The sequence below is a fragment of the Streptomyces sp. NPDC001351 genome (assembly GCF_042896045.1).
Lineage (GTDB): Bacteria > Actinomycetota > Actinomycetes > Streptomycetales > Streptomycetaceae > Streptomyces.
In genome coordinates this window covers 484,959-500,627 of the sequence record NZ_JBIAWS010000002.1, presented here as the reverse complement: position 1 = coordinate 500,627, position 15,669 = coordinate 484,959, and the positions used below count along the sequence as shown (strand labels likewise).

The window sequence follows — 15,669 nt, the reverse complement described above, 5'->3', positions numbered from 1 at the left end:
CCATGACGATCAAGGTCGTACGGGGCAACCCGACCCCGGAGGAGCTGGCCGCCGCCCTGGCGGTGGTCCGAGCCCGCGCCGCGGCGGAGGCCTCCGTCCCGCCGGGCGCGACACGAGACAGGGACTCCTGGTCCGACCCGGCCAGGATCGCCTCCCACCGCCTGCCCCAGCCGGGGCCGACGGCATGGAGCCGTACCTACTGGCCGGCGTAACGGCTTTTGCTTTGGGGGGCGCGCGGAACTGCGCTGCCTTTCAGGGCCGCGGGGAACTGCAGTTTTTAGGGGCGCGGGACTGTATCGATATGCGGCTCCGCCGCGTGGGCGCGACAAGCCCCCACCGGCCCGCAGACGAACAACAACGTCTGCGGGCCAAACTTGAGTACGCGTACTCAGGCACCGCCCCGGCCCAAGCCCCACGCTGGTGGCATGCTGTGGTCCGACCCTGAGAACGAACCCCCCAAGGAACTCCGCGACATGCAGGACATGTTGCGCCGCCTGGGCGTTCTCATGGCACTGGCCATGCTCCTGGCAATGATCGTGATCGGCCTGAAGTGAACCGCGACGGGCACGCCGATACCCTGACCCCATGACAGACGCGCCCCGCCGCCGCCTCATCCTCGCCTCCCAGTCCCCCGCCCGACTGAACCTCCTGCGCCAGGCAGGCCTGACACCCGAGGTCATCGTGAGCGGCGTCGACGAGGACGCTGTGACCGCCCCCACCCCGGCCGAACTCGCGCTCGCTCTGGCGGAGGCAAAGGCCTCCGTCGTCGCCGCCAGGCCGGAGGCGCACGGCGCCCTGGTGATCGGCTGCGACTCCGTGCTGGAGCTGGACGGCGAGGCCCTGGGCAAGCCCGCGGACTCCGAGGAGGCGACGGCCCGCTGGAAGTCCATGCGCGGCCGGGCGGGCGTCCTGCAGACCGGGCACTGCGTCTGGGACACCGCGAACAAGCGGTACGCGTCCGGCACCGCCTCCACCGTCGTCCGCTTCGGCGACCCCTCGGACGAGGAGATCGCCGCCTACGTGGCCTCCGGCGAACCCCTCCACGTCGCGGGAGCGTTCACGCTCGACGGCCGCAGCGCGCCGTTCATCGAGGGCATCGACGGCGACCACGGCAATGTGATCGGCATCAGCCTGCCCCTCGTCCGCCGGCTCCTCGCCCAGCTGGGCGTCGGCATCACGGAGTTGTGGGCGCCGGCGGAGAGCTGACGGGGGATCCCCCTTCACCCTTGCCGCCGTCGTTCCCGGGACCGGGTGCCGCGGGCGGGACCGCGTCGGTGGGTTCGGCCGGGCTGTCGTACGTCATCAGGAGCAGCACGATGAGGGCGAGCACGACCACCATGAACAGGAACGCGGTCCAGCCCACCAGCCCCCACACGAACGCCCCCAGCAGCCCGTGCACGACCGCGGCGCTGATCAGCAGGATGCGCCCGAAGCCGGCCGGCGGGCGGTTGCGGACCGCCACGAGGAGCGCGACCAGGCCGCACAGGGCGAAGTAGAGGCCGAAGACGATGCCGCCGATCTTCGAGGACACCGACATCATGTCGGGGTCGAGGCCGGCCAGCGACATGTCCTGCCGGTCGACGACGATCCCCAGGAACCAGTTCAGCGCCGCGATGCCGAACGCCTCCACGAAGAGCACGACCGCCACGACCCACGCCACCGGTCTGCGCACCACCGGTCCCCACCCACTTTCGACTGCCGCCCGAGCGGATCGGCCCAGGCTGTTGTTACCTCAAGTACGTACGAGACATCGCGAACGCTACTAACGGGTAAACCCCGGGACAAGGGTTCTGCGGGCGGCAAAGAATCGTTGGGCCATTCGTAGGGACTCCACAAAGAAACCGAGTGGCCCGCAGCACGCTCTCACAGAGACCTTGACCACATGAGAGAGCTAGGGTTTCCGGGAGGAGTCCTGCGTACCGAGGTGCGACAAGGGATTTCGCAGGTCGAGCAAGCCTCGCATCACGCTCCGTGTGGGCAAGCTCACCACTGGGGACGGGTCGTAGTGCCGTGTAGCCAGTCCCTAAACTCGGCTTGTTTCAAGGAGGGAGCCTCAATCGTGCGCAAGGTGCTCATCGCCAACCGTGGCGAAATCGCTGTCCGCGTGGCCCGGGCCTGTCGGGACGCCGGGATCGCGAGCGTGGCCGTCTACGCGGACCCGGACCGCGACGCTCTGCATGTCCGCGCCGCGGACGAGGCGTTCGCCCTGGGCGGTGACACCCCGGCGACCAGTTACCTGGTGATCGACAAGATCCTGAACGCGGCGCGCGAGTCCGGCGCGGACGCCGTCCACCCCGGATACGGCTTCCTCTCCGAGAACGCCGACTTCGCGCAGGCCGTCCTGGACGCCGGGCTGATCTGGATCGGCCCGCCCCCGCAGGCCATCCGCGACCTGGGCGACAAGGTGGCCGCCCGGCACATCGCCCAGCGCGCCGGCGCCCCGCTGGTCGCGGGCACGCCCGACCCGGTCTCGGGTGCGGAGGAGGTCGTCGCCTTCGCCGAGGAGCACGGCCTGCCGATCGCCATCAAGGCCGCCTTCGGCGGTGGCGGCCGCGGTCTGAAGGTCGCCCGCACCCTCGAAGAGGTGCCCGAGCTCTACGAGTCCGCGGTCCGTGAGGCGGTGGCCGCCTTCGGCCGCGGCGAGTGCTTCGTCGAGCGCTACCTGGACAAGCCGCGGCACGTGGAGACCCAGTGCCTGGCCGACCAGCACGGCAACGTGGTCGTCGTCTCCACCCGTGACTGCTCGCTGCAGCGCCGCCACCAGAAGCTGGTCGAGGAGGCCCCCGCGCCGTTCCTCTCCGACGAACAGGTCGCCGAGCTGTACTCGTCCTCCAAGGCCATCCTCAAGGAGGCGGGCTACGTCGGCGCGGGCACCGTGGAGTTCCTCGTCGGCCTCGACGGGACGATCTCCTTCCTCGAGGTCAACACCCGCCTCCAGGTCGAGCACCCGGTCACCGAGGAGGTCGCCGGCATCGACCTGGTCCGCGAGATGTTCCGCATCGCCGACGGCGAGGAACTCGGCTACGGCGACCCCGAGCTGCGCGGCCACTCCTTCGAGTTCCGCATCAACGGCGAGGACCCGGGCCGCAACTTCCTCCCGGCCCCCGGCACCGTCACCACCTTCGCCCCGCCGTCGGGCCCGGGCGTCCGCCTGGACGCGGGCGTCGAGTCGGGCAGCGTCATCGGCCCGGCCTGGGACTCCCTGCTGGCCAAGCTGATCGTCACGGGCGCCACCCGTGAGCAGGCCCTGCAGCGCGCGGCCCGCGCCCTGGAGGAGTTCCAGGTCGAGGGCATGGCGACGGCGATCCCCTTCCACCGCGCGGTGGTCAAGGACCCGGCGTTCGCCCCCGAACTCACCGGCTCCGCCGAGCCGTTCACGGTCCACACCCGCTGGATCGAGACCGAGTTCGTCAACGAGATCCCCGCGTTCGCCGCCCCGGCCGAGGCCGAGGCCGAGGAGGAAACGGACCGCGAGACGATCGTCGTCGAGGTCGGCGGCAAGCGCCTGGAGGTCTCCCTGCCGTCCTCGCTGGGCATGTCCCTGGCGCGCACCGGCCTCGCGGCCGGCGCCAAGCCGAAGCGCCGCGCCGCCAAGAAGTCCGGCCCGGTCGCCTCCGGCGACACCCTCGCCTCGCCGATGCAGGGCACGATCGTCAAGGTCGCCGTGGAGGAGGGCCAGGAGGTCAAGGAGGGCGACCTGGTCGTCGTCCTGGAAGCCATGAAGATGGAGCAGCCCCTCAACGCTCACAAGGCCGGCACCATCAAGGGCCTGAGCGCGGAGGTCGGCGCCTCCCTCACCTCGGGCGCCGCGATCTGCGAGATCAAGGACTGACCGCGCGCAGGCCCTGACACGGCACGGTCGTCCCGTACGACACCCCGAGGCGCCCGGCGGACTGCAGCAGTCAGTCGCCGGGCGCCTCGTCTTTCCCCGGTTCCCTGAGACGGTGAACGCCCTCGCCGGACCGCCGCGTTGAGACGGGCACTGCCGCCTGGGACGAGGGCACCCCGCCTCGGCCCCGTCCGGGAGGCCCGCTCGCGCATCCGTGATGGCATGCTGGACGCAGACGGGGGCGCGCGAGAGAGCAGGTGGGAGGCGTGGTGGGCACGACGTCGGCGGAGACCGCGCCGAACGGCGGCACAGCGGTGACGCCGACGCCACCGCGCGTCATGCGTGCCGACGCCCGCCGCAACTACGAGCGGCTGCTCACCGAGGCTCGTGCCGCCTTCGCCGCGCACGGCACGGACGCGTCCCTGGAGGACGTGGCCCGGCGCGCGGGCGTCGGCATCGGCACCCTGTACCGCCACTTCCCCAACCGTCACGCCCTGTTGAGCGCCGTCTTCGAGGAAGCGGTGAGCGACCTCCTGGACCGCTCCCACGAACTCCTGAACGCCCCCGAGCCGTGCACGGCCCTGGTGACCTGGCTGCGCGAGATCATCACCCACGCCGGCGAGTACCGCGGCCTGGCCCTGGCCCTCATGTCCGTGACCTCCGACACCACCTCGGCCCTGGCCAACTGCAGCACCCCGATGCACGAGGCGGGCGCGGCCCTGCTGAAGCGCGCACAGCAAGCAGCCAAGGTCCGCGAGGACGTCACCATCACCGACCTCCTCCAACTCACCAACGCCATCGCCTTGGCAGCGGAGGAGTCCCCGGGAGACCCGGACCTGGCAGACCGCTTGCTGACCCTCACCCTGCGGGGCTTGAAAGCCACGTGAGGGCAGCGGCTTTTAAGGGGCGCGGGGCTGTATCGATATGCGGCTCCGCCGCGTGGGCGCGAGCAACCACGAATGACCCGCACCCGCCCAACAACACGAGCCCCTACGGCGAATAGGCAAACAACCTAACGCCGCCGCAAATCGGCAACCCGAGCCCGTTCCCGCTCTCCCCCGGAGGGATCAAGCATCGCCGCCGTCCGAAGGCCCGATGCCGGCTGCCCCCGCCGCGGCCCCGGCAGGGCCACGTCCCGGCGCGCCTGCCGCGGGGGGACGGAATCACCGCCCGCATTCCCCGAGGCCCCGGCCACAGCGATCTGCACGCCCTGATCGGCGAGCGCCTGCAACTCGGTGGCGGCCCGATCGTCATGCACCGGCGGCTCATCGGTCACCAGCCGGGTGATCACATCCGTCGGCACGGTCTGGAACATGGTGTCCGTACCGAGCTTGGTGTGATCGGCGAGCACGACGACCTCCGCGGCCGCCTGCACCAGCGCCCGGTCCACGGACGCCGACAGCATGTTGGACGTGGACAGCCCGCGCTCGGCGGTGAGCCCGCTCCCGGACAGGAACGCGCGGGACACCCTGAGCCCCTGCAGTGACTGCTCGGCGCCGCTGCCCACGAGGGCGTAGTTGGAGCCGCGCAGGGTGCCGCCGGTCATCACGACCTCCACGCGGTTGGCATGGGCCAACGCCTGGGCGACCAGCAGGGAGTTGGTGACGACGGTCAGCCCGGGGATCCGGGCGAGCCGGCGGGCCAGCTCCTGGGTGGTGGTACCCGCCCCGACCACGATGGCCTCGCCCTCTTCCACGAAGTTGGCGGCGAGGTCGGCGATGGCCGTCTTCTCGGCGGTCGCGAGATGTGACTTCTGCGGAAAGCCGGACTCCCGCGTGAACCCGCCCGGCAGTACCGCACCGCCGTGCCGGCGGTCGAGGAGTCCTTCTGCCTCCAGTGCGCGCACGTCCCGCCGTACGGTCACTTCGGAGGTCTGGACGACGCGGGCGAGCTCACGGAGCGACACGGCCCCATTCGCTCGCACCATTTCGAGGATCAATTGGCGACGTTCTGCAGCGAACACGAAACTGACAGTAACCCCAACGACCGTCTGCTTTCAGCTGTTTGCGCCGAATAGCAGAAGTTGTTCGCACAGGAGGACGGGAAGTGGTATAGGGCCTACCCGCCCCGCCTATGCCGTACGCATGCTCGACAACTCCCTGTGACCAGCGAGGAGTCGGTTTCGGCCGTCAGACCTCGCCGCCGGTCTTGCGGGTGTGGAGCTGCCGGGCGACCTCCGCGATCGACCCCGAAAGGGAGGGATACACGGTGAACGCGTTCGCGATCTGTTCGACCGTCAGATTGTTGTCGACGGCGATCGAGATCGGATGGATCAGTTCCGAGGCGCGCGGGGACACGACCACACCGCCGACCACGATGCCCGTGCCCGGACGGCAGAAAAGCTTCACGAAGCCGTCGCGGATGCCCTGCATCTTGGCGCGCGGGTTGCGCAGGAGCGGGAGTTTGACCACCCGGGCGTCGATCTTGCCCGCGTCGACGTCGGCCTGTGTGTAGCCGACGGTGGCGATCTCCGGGTCGGTGAAGACGTTGGACGAGACGGTCTTCAGATTGAGCGGGGCCACCGCGTCGCCGAGGAAGTGGTACATGGCGATACGTCCCTGCATGGCGGCCACGGAGGCGAGGGCGAAGACGCCCGTCACGTCACCTGCGGCGTACACACCGGGAGCGGTCGTGCGGGAGACCTTGTCGGTCCAGATGTGCCCGGACTCGCGCAGCTTGACGCCGGCCTCCTCCAGGCCCATGCCCTCACTGTTGGGGATGGCGCCGACCGCCATCAGGCAGTGGGTGCCGGTGATGACACGGCCGTCGGAGAGCGTGACCTCGACGCGGTCGCCGACCCGCTTGGCGGCGGCGGCGCGGGAGCGGGCCATGACGTTCATGCCGCGGCGGCGGAAGACGTCCTCGAGGACGGCGGCGGCGTCCGGGTCCTCGCCGGGCAGCACGCGGTCCCGGGAGGAGACGAGGGTGACCTTGGAGCCGAGGGCCTGGTAGGCGCCGGCGAACTCGGCGCCGGTGACACCGGAACCGACCACGATGAGCTCCTCGGGAAGCTCGTTCAGGTCGTACACCTGCGTCCAGTTGAGGATGCGCTCGCCGTCGGGCTGGGCGTCGGGCACCTCGCGCGGGTGGCCGCCGGTCGCGATGAGCACAGCGTCGGCGATGAGGGTCTCCTCGGTGCCGTCGGCGGCGGAGACGATCACCTTGCGGGAGCCGTCCAGGGCCTGCATGCCCTCCAGGCGGCCGCGGCCGCGCATGACCCGGGCGCCGGCGCGGGTGACGGAGGCGGTGATGTCGTGCGACTGGGCGAGGGCGAGCCGCTTCACCCGGCGGTTGACCTTGCCGAGGTCCACGCCGACCACCCGGGCCGCCTGCTCCAGCGGCGGGGTGTCGTCGGCGACGATGATGCCGAGTTCCTCGTACGACGAGTCGAAGGTGGTCATCACCTCGGCCGTAGCGATAAGGGTCTTCGACGGTACGCAGTCGGTCAGCACCGACGCCCCGCCCAGACCGTCGCAGTCGACGACGGTCACCTCCGCGCCGAGCTGGGCGGCCACCAGGGCCGCCTCGTATCCGCCGGGTCCGCCACCGATGATCACGATCCGAGTCACGTACCCCATTGTCCCGCACCGTTCAAGGTGCTACTGCCCGGGGGCGGGGCAATGGGTTGGCAAGGGGCCGCTGATACGTCCGGGACGCGTGGGTCGGCTGCCGTACCCTCGACCCATGTCGCTCTACGCCGCGTACGCCGGCAACCTCGACGCGCGGCTGATGACCCGCCGCGCCCCGCACTCGCCGATGCGTGCCACGGGCTGGCTGAACGGCTGGCGGCTGACGTTCGGGGGCGAGCACATGGGCTGGGAGGGCGCCCTGGCGACGATCGTCGAGGACCCCTTCTCGCAGGTCTTCGTCGCCCTGTACGACATCGCGCCGCCGGACGAGGAGTCCATGGACCGCTGGGAAGGGGTCGGCCTCAATGTCTACCGGCGGATGCGCGTGCGGGTGCACACGCTGGACGGCGAGGAGTCGGCGTGGACGTACGTCCTCGACGGGTACGAGGGCGGTCTGCCGTCGGCGCGGTATCTCGGAGAGATCGCCGATGCGGCCGAGTCCGCGGGGGCACCACACGATTACGTGATGGAGCTGCGGAAGCGTCCCTGCTGAGGGGGTCGGCTCCTAGACTTGGAGCATCGACGCACCAACGGGAGATCGCATGGCCCCCACCACGTATGACGTCTACTACACGGTGCAGGCCGCCGCGGCCCGCGACCGGCTCGACGACCGGCAGCGCATCGCGTTCGACAAAGGCATCGCCCTGCTGGCCCGCGACCCGTTCCTTTCGGTGTCGCGGCCCATAAGCTCCACCGGCGACGACCGCACGATCCGGCTCACGCAGAACGTGCTCGTCGAATACACGGTCAGCCGTGGGCGCCTGCTGATCTTCATCGTCGAGGTCTTCAACGACAAGGACGTCCTCGTCACGGACGAGTAGCTGCCCGGCCACCGCACAGCTTGACCACAGCGGCCGCAAAGGTCCCGCTGTGTCACCTGGTTCGTTGGAAACGACAAGACAACGATCGCCATCCCGTGAGCTCCGCCATCTACGCGCGTAGGCGTTGAGCGGCTACTCTCGACGCGTGAACGCATCTCTTCTTCCGGACGCCATCCAGGGCGACCCGTACGCCGCCGCCGACGCCGCCGCCACCCGCCTGCGCGAACTGACGGGCGCCGAGACCCACGACGTCGCCCTCGTGATGGGCTCCGGCTGGGCACCGGCCGTGGACGCCCTCGGCGACCCCGACGCCGAGCTCCTCGTCACCGACCTGCCCGGTTTCCCGCCGCCGGCGGTGGAGGGGCACGGCGGCAAGATCCGCTCGTACACGATCGGTGAGAAGCGGGCCCTGGTCTTCCTGGGCCGTACGCACTACTACGAGGGCCGCGGGGTCGCAGCCGTCGCGCACGGCGTCCGTACCGCCGTCGCCGCCGGCTGCAAGACCATCGTGCTGACCAACGGCTGCGGCGGGCTGCGCGAGGGCATGCGGCCGGGGCAGCCGGTGCTGATCAGCGACCACATCAACCTGACGGCGGCGTCGCCGATCGTCGGCGCGAACTTCGTCGACCTGACCGACCTGTACTCGCCGCGGCTGCGCGCCCTGTGCAAGGAGATCGACCCGAGCCTGGAGGAGGGCGTCTACGCCCAGTTCCCCGGCCCCCACTACGAGACGCCGGCCGAGATCCGGATGGCCCGGGTGATCGGGGCGGACCTGGTGGGCATGTCGACGGTGCTGGAAGCCATCGCGGCGCGTGAGGCGGGTGCGGAGGTGCTGGGTATCTCCCTGGTGACGAACCTCGCCGCGGGGATGACGGGTGAGCCGTTGAACCACGAGGAGGTTCTGCAGGCGGGGCGGGACAGCGCGACGCGGATGGGGTCGCTGCTGGCTCAGGTGCTCGGGCGGTTGTAAGGGCGGTACTGCTTGGGGCCGGTGCGGCATTTTCAGCCCGTCCGGCGTTTGAGGACGAGGCCCTTGGGGCCGAAAGGGGGGTCTGGGGGCGCAGCCCCCAGGGACCCGCACCACGAGACAACGAGAGGCTGACCCGGACGTGCACGACGAACTGCTCACCCGCGCCAACACGTGGCTCGGCGAGGACCCCGACCCGGAGACCCGCGACGAGCTCGCCAAGCTCATCGAGGCCGGTGACACAGCGGAGCTCGAAGAGCGCTTCAGCGGCACCCTCCAGTTCGGCACCGCGGGGCTGCGCGGTGAGCTCGGTGCCGGGCCGATGCGGATGAACCGGTCCGTCGTCATCCGTGCCGCGGCCGGTCTGGCCGCGTATCTCAACGCCAAGGGAGAGCGCGGCGGGCTCGTCGTCATCGGCTACGACGCCCGGCACAAGTCCGCGGACTTCGCGCGCGACACGGCGGCCGTGATGACGGGCGCGGGCTTCCGGGCCGCGGTGCTCCCCCGCCCGCTGCCCACACCCGTGCTCGCCTATGCGATAAGGCACCTCGGCGCGGTCGCGGGCGTGGAGGTCACCGCCAGCCACAATCCGCCCCGCGACAACGGCTACAAGGTCTATCTCGGCGACGGTTCGCAGATCGTGCCGCCGGCCGACGCGGAGATCGCCGCCGAGATAGACGCGATCGTCTCCCTGGACGACGTGCCGCGTCCGGAAGCCGGCTGGGAGATCCTCGACGACAGCGTCCTGAACTCCTATCTGGCCCGCACGGAGGCGGTGCTCGCCGCCGGTTCCCCGCACACCGCGCGCACCGTCTACACCGCGATGCACGGCGTCGGCAAGGACGTCCTGCTCGCCGCGTTCGCCCGGGCCGGTTTCCCCGAGCCCGTCCTGGTCGCCGAACAGGCCGAGCCCGACCCGGACTTCCCGACCGTCGCCTTCCCCAACCCGGAAGAGCCGGGCGCCATGGACCTCGCCTTCGCCAAGGCCCGCGCGACCGAGCCGGACCTGATCATCGCCAACGACCCCGACGCCGACCGCTGCGCCGTGGCCGTGCGGGACGGCGGCGACTGGCGGATGCTGCGCGGCGACGAGGTGGGGGCCCTGCTCGCCGCCCACCTGGTCAGGCGGGGCGCCCGGGGCACCTTCGCGGAGTCGATCGTCTCGTCCTCCCTGCTCGGCCGTATCGCCGAGAAGGCGGGTCTGCCGTACGAGGAGACCCTCACCGGCTTCAAGTGGATCGCCCGCGTCGAGGGGCTGCGCTACGGCTACGAGGAGGCCCTCGGCTACTGCGTGGACCCGGACGGGGTGCGCGACAAGGACGGCATCACCGCCGCGCTGCTGATCACCGAGCTGGCCTCCGAGCTCAAGGAGGAGGGGCGGGCCCTGCCGGACCTCCTCGACGACCTGGCCGTGGAGCACGGGCTGCACGCCACCGACCAGCTCTCGGTCCGGGTGGAGGACCTGTCGGTCATCGCCCGCGCCATGCGGCAGCTGCGGGAGCAGCCGCCGACCGAGCTCGCGGGCCTCGCCATCACCAGGGCCGAGGACCTCACCCGGGGCACCGAGAAGCTGCCGCCCACCGACGGGCTGCGCTACACGCTCGACGGCGCCCGGGTCATCGTCCGCCCGAGCGGCACGGAGCCCAAGCTGAAGTGCTACCTGGAGGTCGTGGTCCCCGCCGCCACACACGCCGACCTCCCGGCGGCCCACGCCACCGCGAACGACCTCCTCGCGGCGATCAAACGGGACCTGTCGGCGGCGGCCGGCATCTGAGCCGCACCGCTCGAACCGGCGTCACCTCAAAGGGGCGCCCTCGGCCATCGGCCTGAGGGCGCCCCTACGAGGTTCGCGCCCGCGGCTGTCGCCCCGGCCGCCAGGCCCCCGGCGCGGCGCCCGGGCACAGGCGGACCGGAACCGCACCGCCGACCGGCCCTGAAGCCCCCGCCGTGCCCACGACCCCAGGCCGGCCGACGCCGTCGCGGGCGCGGTGTTCGCGCTCACCGGCGGGGAGCCGACCCACACCACCGGGCTGCACGACCCGAGCGACACCGCGCCCTCCGGCCGAGAGCCGCGGCCCCACGACGCACCGTCCTCGCTGCGCCGGGCGGCCCCGCCCTCCTCGCCCACCTGCCCGTCCTCGCCCTCCGGGCCCACCGTCGGCACCACAGCGCCGGGCCGCTCCCGGCGGTCGAACGGGTCGCGGGCCTCGCGGCAGGACGCCGCGTCGCCGGGCCGATCAGGTCAGGCCGTCGCCAGCAGGATCGCCAGCAGTACCGCCCCGGCCACCGCCGGGCCCGCGATCTCGTACGCCCAGCGCACCGTCACCTCGCCCTGCGCCGTCTCCTTCTGCTCATGGGTCTCGAGCAGTTCGCGCAGCTCGTCCATGATCTTGTCGCCCTCGGCGCGGACGGGACCCGCCGGGACGGCGGTGCCGGACGAACGTTCGCCGGGTCCGAAGACACCGCCCATACGGCCCCGCCGGCCCAGGCCGCTCACCTCCGCCCTGGCCCTGGCCTCCTGCCGCGCCGCCCTCTTCCGGGCGCGCAGCGAGACGGGGACGGCCCACAGCTGGTACTTGCTCCCCGACTTCACGACGACCTCGTTGGAGTAGCCGGACCGCAGCTGGGCGACCTCGCTCCAGGGCACCACCACGATGCGGAAGGGGTTGCGGATGCGCAGCCGCTCCGCGTTGGCGTGGACGGCGGGGCGCAGCGTGAAGGCCAGGATCAGCGGCACCACGAGGATCAGCGTGGCGAGCGCCAGCCACGGGGCGCGGCCGTGCCCGGAGACGATCGCGTCGATCCCCAGCCAGCCCGCGATGGCGAGCAGCAGGACGCCGCCGGCGATACCCCCGGACGACCGGTAGACCCGGTCCTTGAACTCGGGGGCCGGGGGCTGCGGTGCTGGTGACTCGTGGTCCGGGGTCGTCATACCGCCGATTCTGCCCGACGGCCACGACGATGCTCGTACGTGGTGCCTGCGCACTTGATGAGCAGCGGGGGTGTACAAGCCGCTACGCGCGTAGATATGCTCGTCTGGTGACCATGCCCACCACTGCACCCACAGCACACGCTCTCGCTGACGTCGCCGCGTCCGACAGCACGCTGCGCCGCTTCCTCCACGGGCTGCCCGGCGTCGACGCGGTCGGCCTGGAGGCGCGCGCCGCCTCGCTCGGCACCCGTTCCATCAAGACGACCGCGAAGGCGTACGCGATCGACCTCGCCATCTCGATGGTCGACCTGACGACGCTGGAAGGCGCGGACACCCCGGGCAAGGTCCGGGCGCTCGGCGCCAAGGCCGTCCACCCCGACCCCACGGACCGCACGACCCCCGCGACCGCGGCCGTCTGCGTGTACCCCGACATGGTGCCCGCCGCGAAGGAGGCCGTCGCCGGCTCCTCCGTGAAGGTCGCCTCGGTCGCCACCGCCTTCCCGGCGGGCCGCGCCCCGATCGCCGTGAAGCTGGCCGACGTCCGCGAGGCCGTCGCCGCGGGCGCCGACGAGATCGACATGGTCATCGACCGCGGGGCGTTCCTCGCGGGCAACTACACGAAGGTGTACGACGAGATCGTCGCCGTGAAGGAGTCCTGCGGCGCCTCGGCCCGCCTCAAGGTCATCTTCGAGACCGGCGAGCTCTCGACGTACGACAACATCCGGCGCGCGAGCTGGCTCGGCATGCTGGCGGGCGCGGACTTCATCAAGACGTCCACGGGCAAGGTCGCGGTCAACGCCACCCCCGCCAACACCCTGCTGATGCTGGAGGCCGTGCGCGACTTCCGCGCGCAGACCGGGGTACAGGTCGGTGTGAAGCCCGCCGGCGGCATCCGCACCTCCAAGGACGCCATCAAGTTCCTCGTCCTGGTCAACGAGACCGCGGGCGAGGACTGGCTGGACAACCACTGGTTCCGCTTCGGCGCCTCCTCGCTCCTGAACGACCTGCTGATGCAGCGTCAGAAGCTGGCCACCGGCCGCTACTCCGGCCCCGACTACGTGACGGTGGACTGATCACCATGGCATCCGCATTCGAATACGCCCCGGCACCCGAGTCCCGCTCGATCGTCGACATCGCGCCGTCCTACGGTCTGTTCATCGACGGCGAGTTCACGGAGGCGGCCGACGGCAAGGTCTTCAAGACGGTCTCCCCGAGCACCGAGGAGGTGCTGTCGGAGGTCGCCCAGGCCGGTTCCGAGGACGTCGAGCGCGCGGTCAAGGCCGCCCGCAGGGCCTTCGAGAAGTGGTCGGCGCTGCCCGGCTCGGAGCGCGCCAAGTACCTGTTCCGCATCGCGCGGATCATCCAGGAGCGCAGCCGTGAGCTGGCGGTCCTGGAAACCCTGGACAACGGCAAGCCGATCAAGGAGACCCGCGACGCCGACCTCCCCCTGGTCGCCGCGCACTTCTTCTACTACGCGGGCTGGGCCGACAAGCTGGAGCACGCCGGCTTCGGTACGAACCCGCGCCCCCTGGGCGTCGCCGGCCAGGTCATCCCCTGGAACTTCCCGCTTCTGATGCTGGCGTGGAAGATCGCCCCGGCACTGGCGACCGGCAACACGGTGGTCCTCAAGCCCGCCGAGACGACCCCCCTGTCCGCCCTGTTCTTCGCGGACATCTGCCGTCAGGCCGGCCTCCCCAAGGGTGTCGTCAACATCCTTCCCGGCTACGGCGACACGGGCGCCGCGCTCGTCGCGCACCCGGACGTCAACAAGGTCGCGTTCACGGGCTCGACGGCGGTCGGCAAGGAGATCGCCCGCACGGTCGCGGGCTCCCGCAAGAAGCTCACCCTCGAACTGGGCGGCAAGGGCGCCAACATCGTCTTCGACGACGCCCCCATCGACCAGGCCGTCGAGGGCATCGTGAGCGGCATCTTCTTCAACCAGGGCCAGGTCTGCTGCGCGGGCAGCCGGCTCCTCGTCCAGGAGTCGATCCAGGACGAGCTGCTGGAGTCGCTCAAGCGCCGCCTGTCCACCCTCCGCCTCGGCGACCCGCTGGACAAGAACACGGACATCGGCGCGATCAACTCCGCGGAACAGCTCTCCCGCATCACCACCCTCGTCGAGCAGGGCGAGGCGGAGGGCGCCGAACGCTGGTCCCCGGCCTGCGAGATCCCGTCCTCCGGCTACTGGTTCGCCCCGACGCTCTTCACGAACGTCACCCAGGCGCACCGGATCGCCCGCGACGAGATCTTCGGCCCGGTGCTGTCCGTCCTCACCTTCCGCACCCCGGACGAGGCGGTCGCCAAGGCCAACAACACCCCGTACGGCCTCTCGGCGGGCATCTGGACGGAGAAGGGTTCGCGGATCCTCGCCGTCGCGAACAAGCTCCGTGCGGGCGTCGTCTGGTCCAACACGTTCAACAAGTTCGACCCGACCTCGCCGTTCGGCGGCTACAAGGAGTCGGGCTTCGGCCGCGAGGGCGGCCGCCACGGCCTGGAGGCGTACCTCGATGTCTGAGAAGACCGAAAAGACCGAGCGTTTCGACCGTCTGTCGGTCTTCAAGACCTACAAGCTGTACGTCGGCGGGAAGTTCCCGCGTTCCGAGAGCGGCCGGGTGTACGAGGTGACCGACAAAAAGGGCAACTGGCTCGCGAACGTGCCCCTTTCGTCCCGCAAGGACGCCCGTGACGCCGTGGTCGCCGCCCGCAAGGCGTTCGGCGGCTGGTCCGGCGCGACGGCGTACAACCGCGGTCAGATCCTCTACCGCATCGCGGAGATGCTGGAGGGCCGCCGCGAGCAGTTCGTCCGCGGAGTCGCCGACTCCGAGGGGCTGTCCAAGTCGAAGGCGGCCGTCGTCGTCGACGCGGCGATCGACCGCTGGGTCTGGTACGCGGGCTGGACCGACAAGATCACCCAGGTCGTCGGCGGCGGAAACCCGGTCGCGGGCCCGTACTTCAACCTGTCCTCGCCCGAGCCGACGGGCGTGGTCGCGGTCCTGGCGCCCCAGGAGTCGTCCTTCCTCGGCCTGGTCTCGGTGATCGCCCCGGTGATCGCGACCGGCAACACGGCGGTCGTGATCGCGAGCGAGGAGTCCCCGCTGCCCGCCCTGTCCCTGGGCGAGGTCCTGGCCACCTCCGATCTGCCCGGCGGCGTGGTCAACGTCCTCTCCGGCCGTACGGCGGAGATCGCGGCGCCGCTGGCCGCGCACCAGGACGTCAACGCCATCGACCTGGCCGGAGCCGACGACGTACTGGCGAAGGAGCTGGAGATCGCGGCGGCGGACAACCTGAAGCGGGTTCTTCGTCCACAGCCTGTGGACGAAGTCGACTGGTCGGCGACGCCGGGCATCGACCGCATGACGGCGTTCCTGGAGACGAAGACGGTCTGGCACCCGACGGGGTCGCTGGGCGCGTCGGGCTCGGCGTACTGAGCCCTCCGCAAAGCCGAGAGCCGCGCCCTCCCTCCGTCCGGGGAAGACGCGGCTCTCTCATGC

16 protein-coding genes are annotated in these 15,669 nt (G+C 71.0%); 12 read left to right on the top strand and 4 right to left on the bottom strand.

The window, feature by feature from the left end; translation table 11 throughout:
* Positions 1-2 precede the first annotated feature (2 nt).
* The 3 genes from ACFY1U_RS07910 (at position 3) to ACFY1U_RS07900 (ending at position 1,206) form a co-directional block, all read left to right on the top strand.
* Complete coding sequence (locus ACFY1U_RS07910; protein WP_390693235.1) at positions 3-212, top strand: acyl-CoA carboxylase epsilon subunit; 210 nt, start codon at positions 3-5, stop codon at positions 210-212.
* Between the two features lie 213 nt (positions 213-425).
* Positions 426-554 carry a morphogenic membrane protein MmpB gene (gene mmpB / locus ACFY1U_RS07905; protein ID WP_390693234.1) on the top strand — a complete coding sequence of 43 codons (129 nt, stop codon included), beginning with the start codon at positions 426-428 and terminating at the stop codon, positions 552-554.
* Positions 555-585: 31 nt separating this feature from the next.
* Positions 586-1,206, top strand: a complete 621-nt coding sequence (locus tag ACFY1U_RS07900; protein ID WP_390693233.1) for a Maf family protein — start codon at positions 586-588, stop codon at positions 1,204-1,206.
* Here the strand turns inward: ACFY1U_RS07900 and ACFY1U_RS07895 are convergent.
* On the bottom strand, positions 1,175-1,675 hold the full coding sequence (locus ACFY1U_RS07895; protein ID WP_390693232.1) for a hypothetical protein: 501 nt from the start codon (positions 1,673-1,675) through the stop codon (positions 1,175-1,177). The genes ACFY1U_RS07900 and ACFY1U_RS07895 overlap by 32 nt on opposite strands.
* Positions 1,676-2,059: 384 nt before the next feature.
* Between ACFY1U_RS07895 and ACFY1U_RS07890 the strand changes: the two genes are divergently transcribed.
* Together ACFY1U_RS07890 and ACFY1U_RS07885 are read left to right on the top strand one after the other, a co-directional pair.
* Positions 2,060-3,832, top strand: a complete 1,773-nt coding sequence (locus tag ACFY1U_RS07890; protein WP_390693231.1) for an acetyl/propionyl/methylcrotonyl-CoA carboxylase subunit alpha — start codon at positions 2,060-2,062, stop codon at positions 3,830-3,832.
* Between the two features lie 335 nt (positions 3,833-4,167).
* Positions 4,168-4,716 carry a TetR/AcrR family transcriptional regulator gene (locus ACFY1U_RS07885; protein WP_390693670.1) on the top strand — a complete coding sequence of 183 codons (549 nt, stop codon included), beginning with the start codon at positions 4,168-4,170 and terminating at the stop codon, positions 4,714-4,716.
* Between the two features lie 125 nt (positions 4,717-4,841).
* On the opposite strand, the gene ACFY1U_RS07880 is transcribed toward ACFY1U_RS07885, so the two are convergent.
* The gene (locus tag ACFY1U_RS07880; RefSeq protein ID WP_390693230.1) at positions 4,842-5,792 is read right to left on the bottom strand and encodes a DeoR/GlpR family DNA-binding transcription regulator; all 951 of its coding nucleotides are present in this window, start codon (positions 5,790-5,792) and stop codon (positions 4,842-4,844) included.
* A 166-nt stretch (positions 5,793-5,958) separates the two neighbouring features.
* On the bottom strand, positions 5,959-7,407 hold the full coding sequence (locus ACFY1U_RS07875) for an NAD(P)H-quinone dehydrogenase (protein WP_390693228.1): 1,449 nt from the start codon (positions 7,405-7,407) through the stop codon (positions 5,959-5,961).
* A 106-nt stretch (positions 7,408-7,513) separates the two neighbouring features.
* On the opposite strand from ACFY1U_RS07875, the gene ACFY1U_RS07870 reads away from it, so the two are divergent.
* The 4 genes from ACFY1U_RS07870 to ACFY1U_RS07855 all read left to right on the top strand — a co-directional run bounded on the left by ACFY1U_RS07870 (position 7,514) and on the right by ACFY1U_RS07855 (position 11,020).
* Complete coding sequence (locus ACFY1U_RS07870; RefSeq protein WP_390693227.1) at positions 7,514-7,951, top strand: gamma-glutamylcyclotransferase; 438 nt, start codon at positions 7,514-7,516, stop codon at positions 7,949-7,951.
* A gap of 49 nt (positions 7,952-8,000) precedes the next feature.
* Positions 8,001-8,279, top strand: coding sequence for a hypothetical protein (locus ACFY1U_RS07865; RefSeq protein ID WP_115906260.1), 279 nt, complete (start codon positions 8,001-8,003; stop codon positions 8,277-8,279).
* Positions 8,280-8,424: 145 nt separating this feature from the next.
* Positions 8,425-9,249 carry a purine-nucleoside phosphorylase gene (locus ACFY1U_RS07860; protein WP_390693226.1) on the top strand — a complete coding sequence of 275 codons (825 nt, stop codon included), beginning with the start codon at positions 8,425-8,427 and terminating at the stop codon, positions 9,247-9,249.
* A gap of 139 nt (positions 9,250-9,388) precedes the next feature.
* Entirely contained in the window at positions 9,389-11,020 is a 1,632-nt protein-coding gene (locus tag ACFY1U_RS07855) for a phospho-sugar mutase (RefSeq protein ID WP_390693225.1), read from the top strand.
* Between the two features lie 468 nt (positions 11,021-11,488).
* On the opposite strand, the gene ACFY1U_RS07850 is transcribed toward ACFY1U_RS07855, so the two are convergent.
* The gene (locus ACFY1U_RS07850) at positions 11,489-12,178 is read right to left on the bottom strand and encodes a PH domain-containing protein (RefSeq protein ID WP_390693224.1); all 690 of its coding nucleotides are present in this window, start codon (positions 12,176-12,178) and stop codon (positions 11,489-11,491) included.
* Positions 12,179-12,291: 113 nt separating this feature from the next.
* Here ACFY1U_RS07850 and deoC point away from each other — a divergent pair, with 113 nt between their 5' ends.
* Genes deoC through ACFY1U_RS07835 form a run of 3 tightly spaced genes read left to right on the top strand, consistent with a single transcriptional unit; the run spans position 12,292 to position 15,606 of the window.
* Entirely contained in the window at positions 12,292-13,251 is a 960-nt protein-coding gene (gene deoC, locus ACFY1U_RS07845; RefSeq protein WP_390693669.1) for a deoxyribose-phosphate aldolase, read from the top strand.
* 5 nt (positions 13,252-13,256) lie between these two features.
* Positions 13,257-14,693, top strand: coding sequence for an aldehyde dehydrogenase family protein (locus tag ACFY1U_RS07840; RefSeq protein ID WP_390693223.1), 1,437 nt, complete (start codon positions 13,257-13,259; stop codon positions 14,691-14,693).
* On the top strand, positions 14,686-15,606 hold the full coding sequence (locus ACFY1U_RS07835) for an aldehyde dehydrogenase family protein (RefSeq protein ID WP_390693222.1): 921 nt from the start codon (positions 14,686-14,688) through the stop codon (positions 15,604-15,606). Before ACFY1U_RS07840 ends, ACFY1U_RS07835 begins: the two co-directional genes overlap by 8 nt.
* Positions 15,607-15,669: the final 63 nt, after the last annotated feature.

Coding starts and splice junctions, on each gene's coding strand:
- ACFY1U_RS07910 (WP_390693235.1), top strand. CDS start 3: ATGACGATCAAGGTCGTACGGGGCAACCCGACCCCGGAGGAGCTGGCC.
- mmpB (WP_390693234.1), top strand. CDS start 426: ATGCTGTGGTCCGACCCTGAGAACGAACCCCCCAAGGAACTCCGCGAC.
- ACFY1U_RS07900 (WP_390693233.1), top strand. CDS start 586: ATGACAGACGCGCCCCGCCGCCGCCTCATCCTCGCCTCCCAGTCCCCC.
- ACFY1U_RS07885 (WP_390693670.1), top strand. CDS start 4,168: ATGCGTGCCGACGCCCGCCGCAACTACGAGCGGCTGCTCACCGAGGCT.
- ACFY1U_RS07875 (WP_390693228.1), bottom strand. CDS start 7,407: ATGGGGTACGTGACTCGGATCGTGATCATCGGTGGCGGACCCGGCGGA.
- ACFY1U_RS07870 (WP_390693227.1), top strand. CDS start 7,514: ATGTCGCTCTACGCCGCGTACGCCGGCAACCTCGACGCGCGGCTGATG.
- ACFY1U_RS07865 (WP_115906260.1), top strand. CDS start 8,001: ATGGCCCCCACCACGTATGACGTCTACTACACGGTGCAGGCCGCCGCG.
- ACFY1U_RS07850 (WP_390693224.1), bottom strand. CDS start 12,178: ATGACGACCCCGGACCACGAGTCACCAGCACCGCAGCCCCCGGCCCCC.
- deoC (WP_390693669.1), top strand. CDS start 12,292: ATGCCCACCACTGCACCCACAGCACACGCTCTCGCTGACGTCGCCGCG.
- ACFY1U_RS07840 (WP_390693223.1), top strand. CDS start 13,257: ATGGCATCCGCATTCGAATACGCCCCGGCACCCGAGTCCCGCTCGATC.
- ACFY1U_RS07835 (WP_390693222.1), top strand. CDS start 14,686: ATGTCTGAGAAGACCGAAAAGACCGAGCGTTTCGACCGTCTGTCGGTC.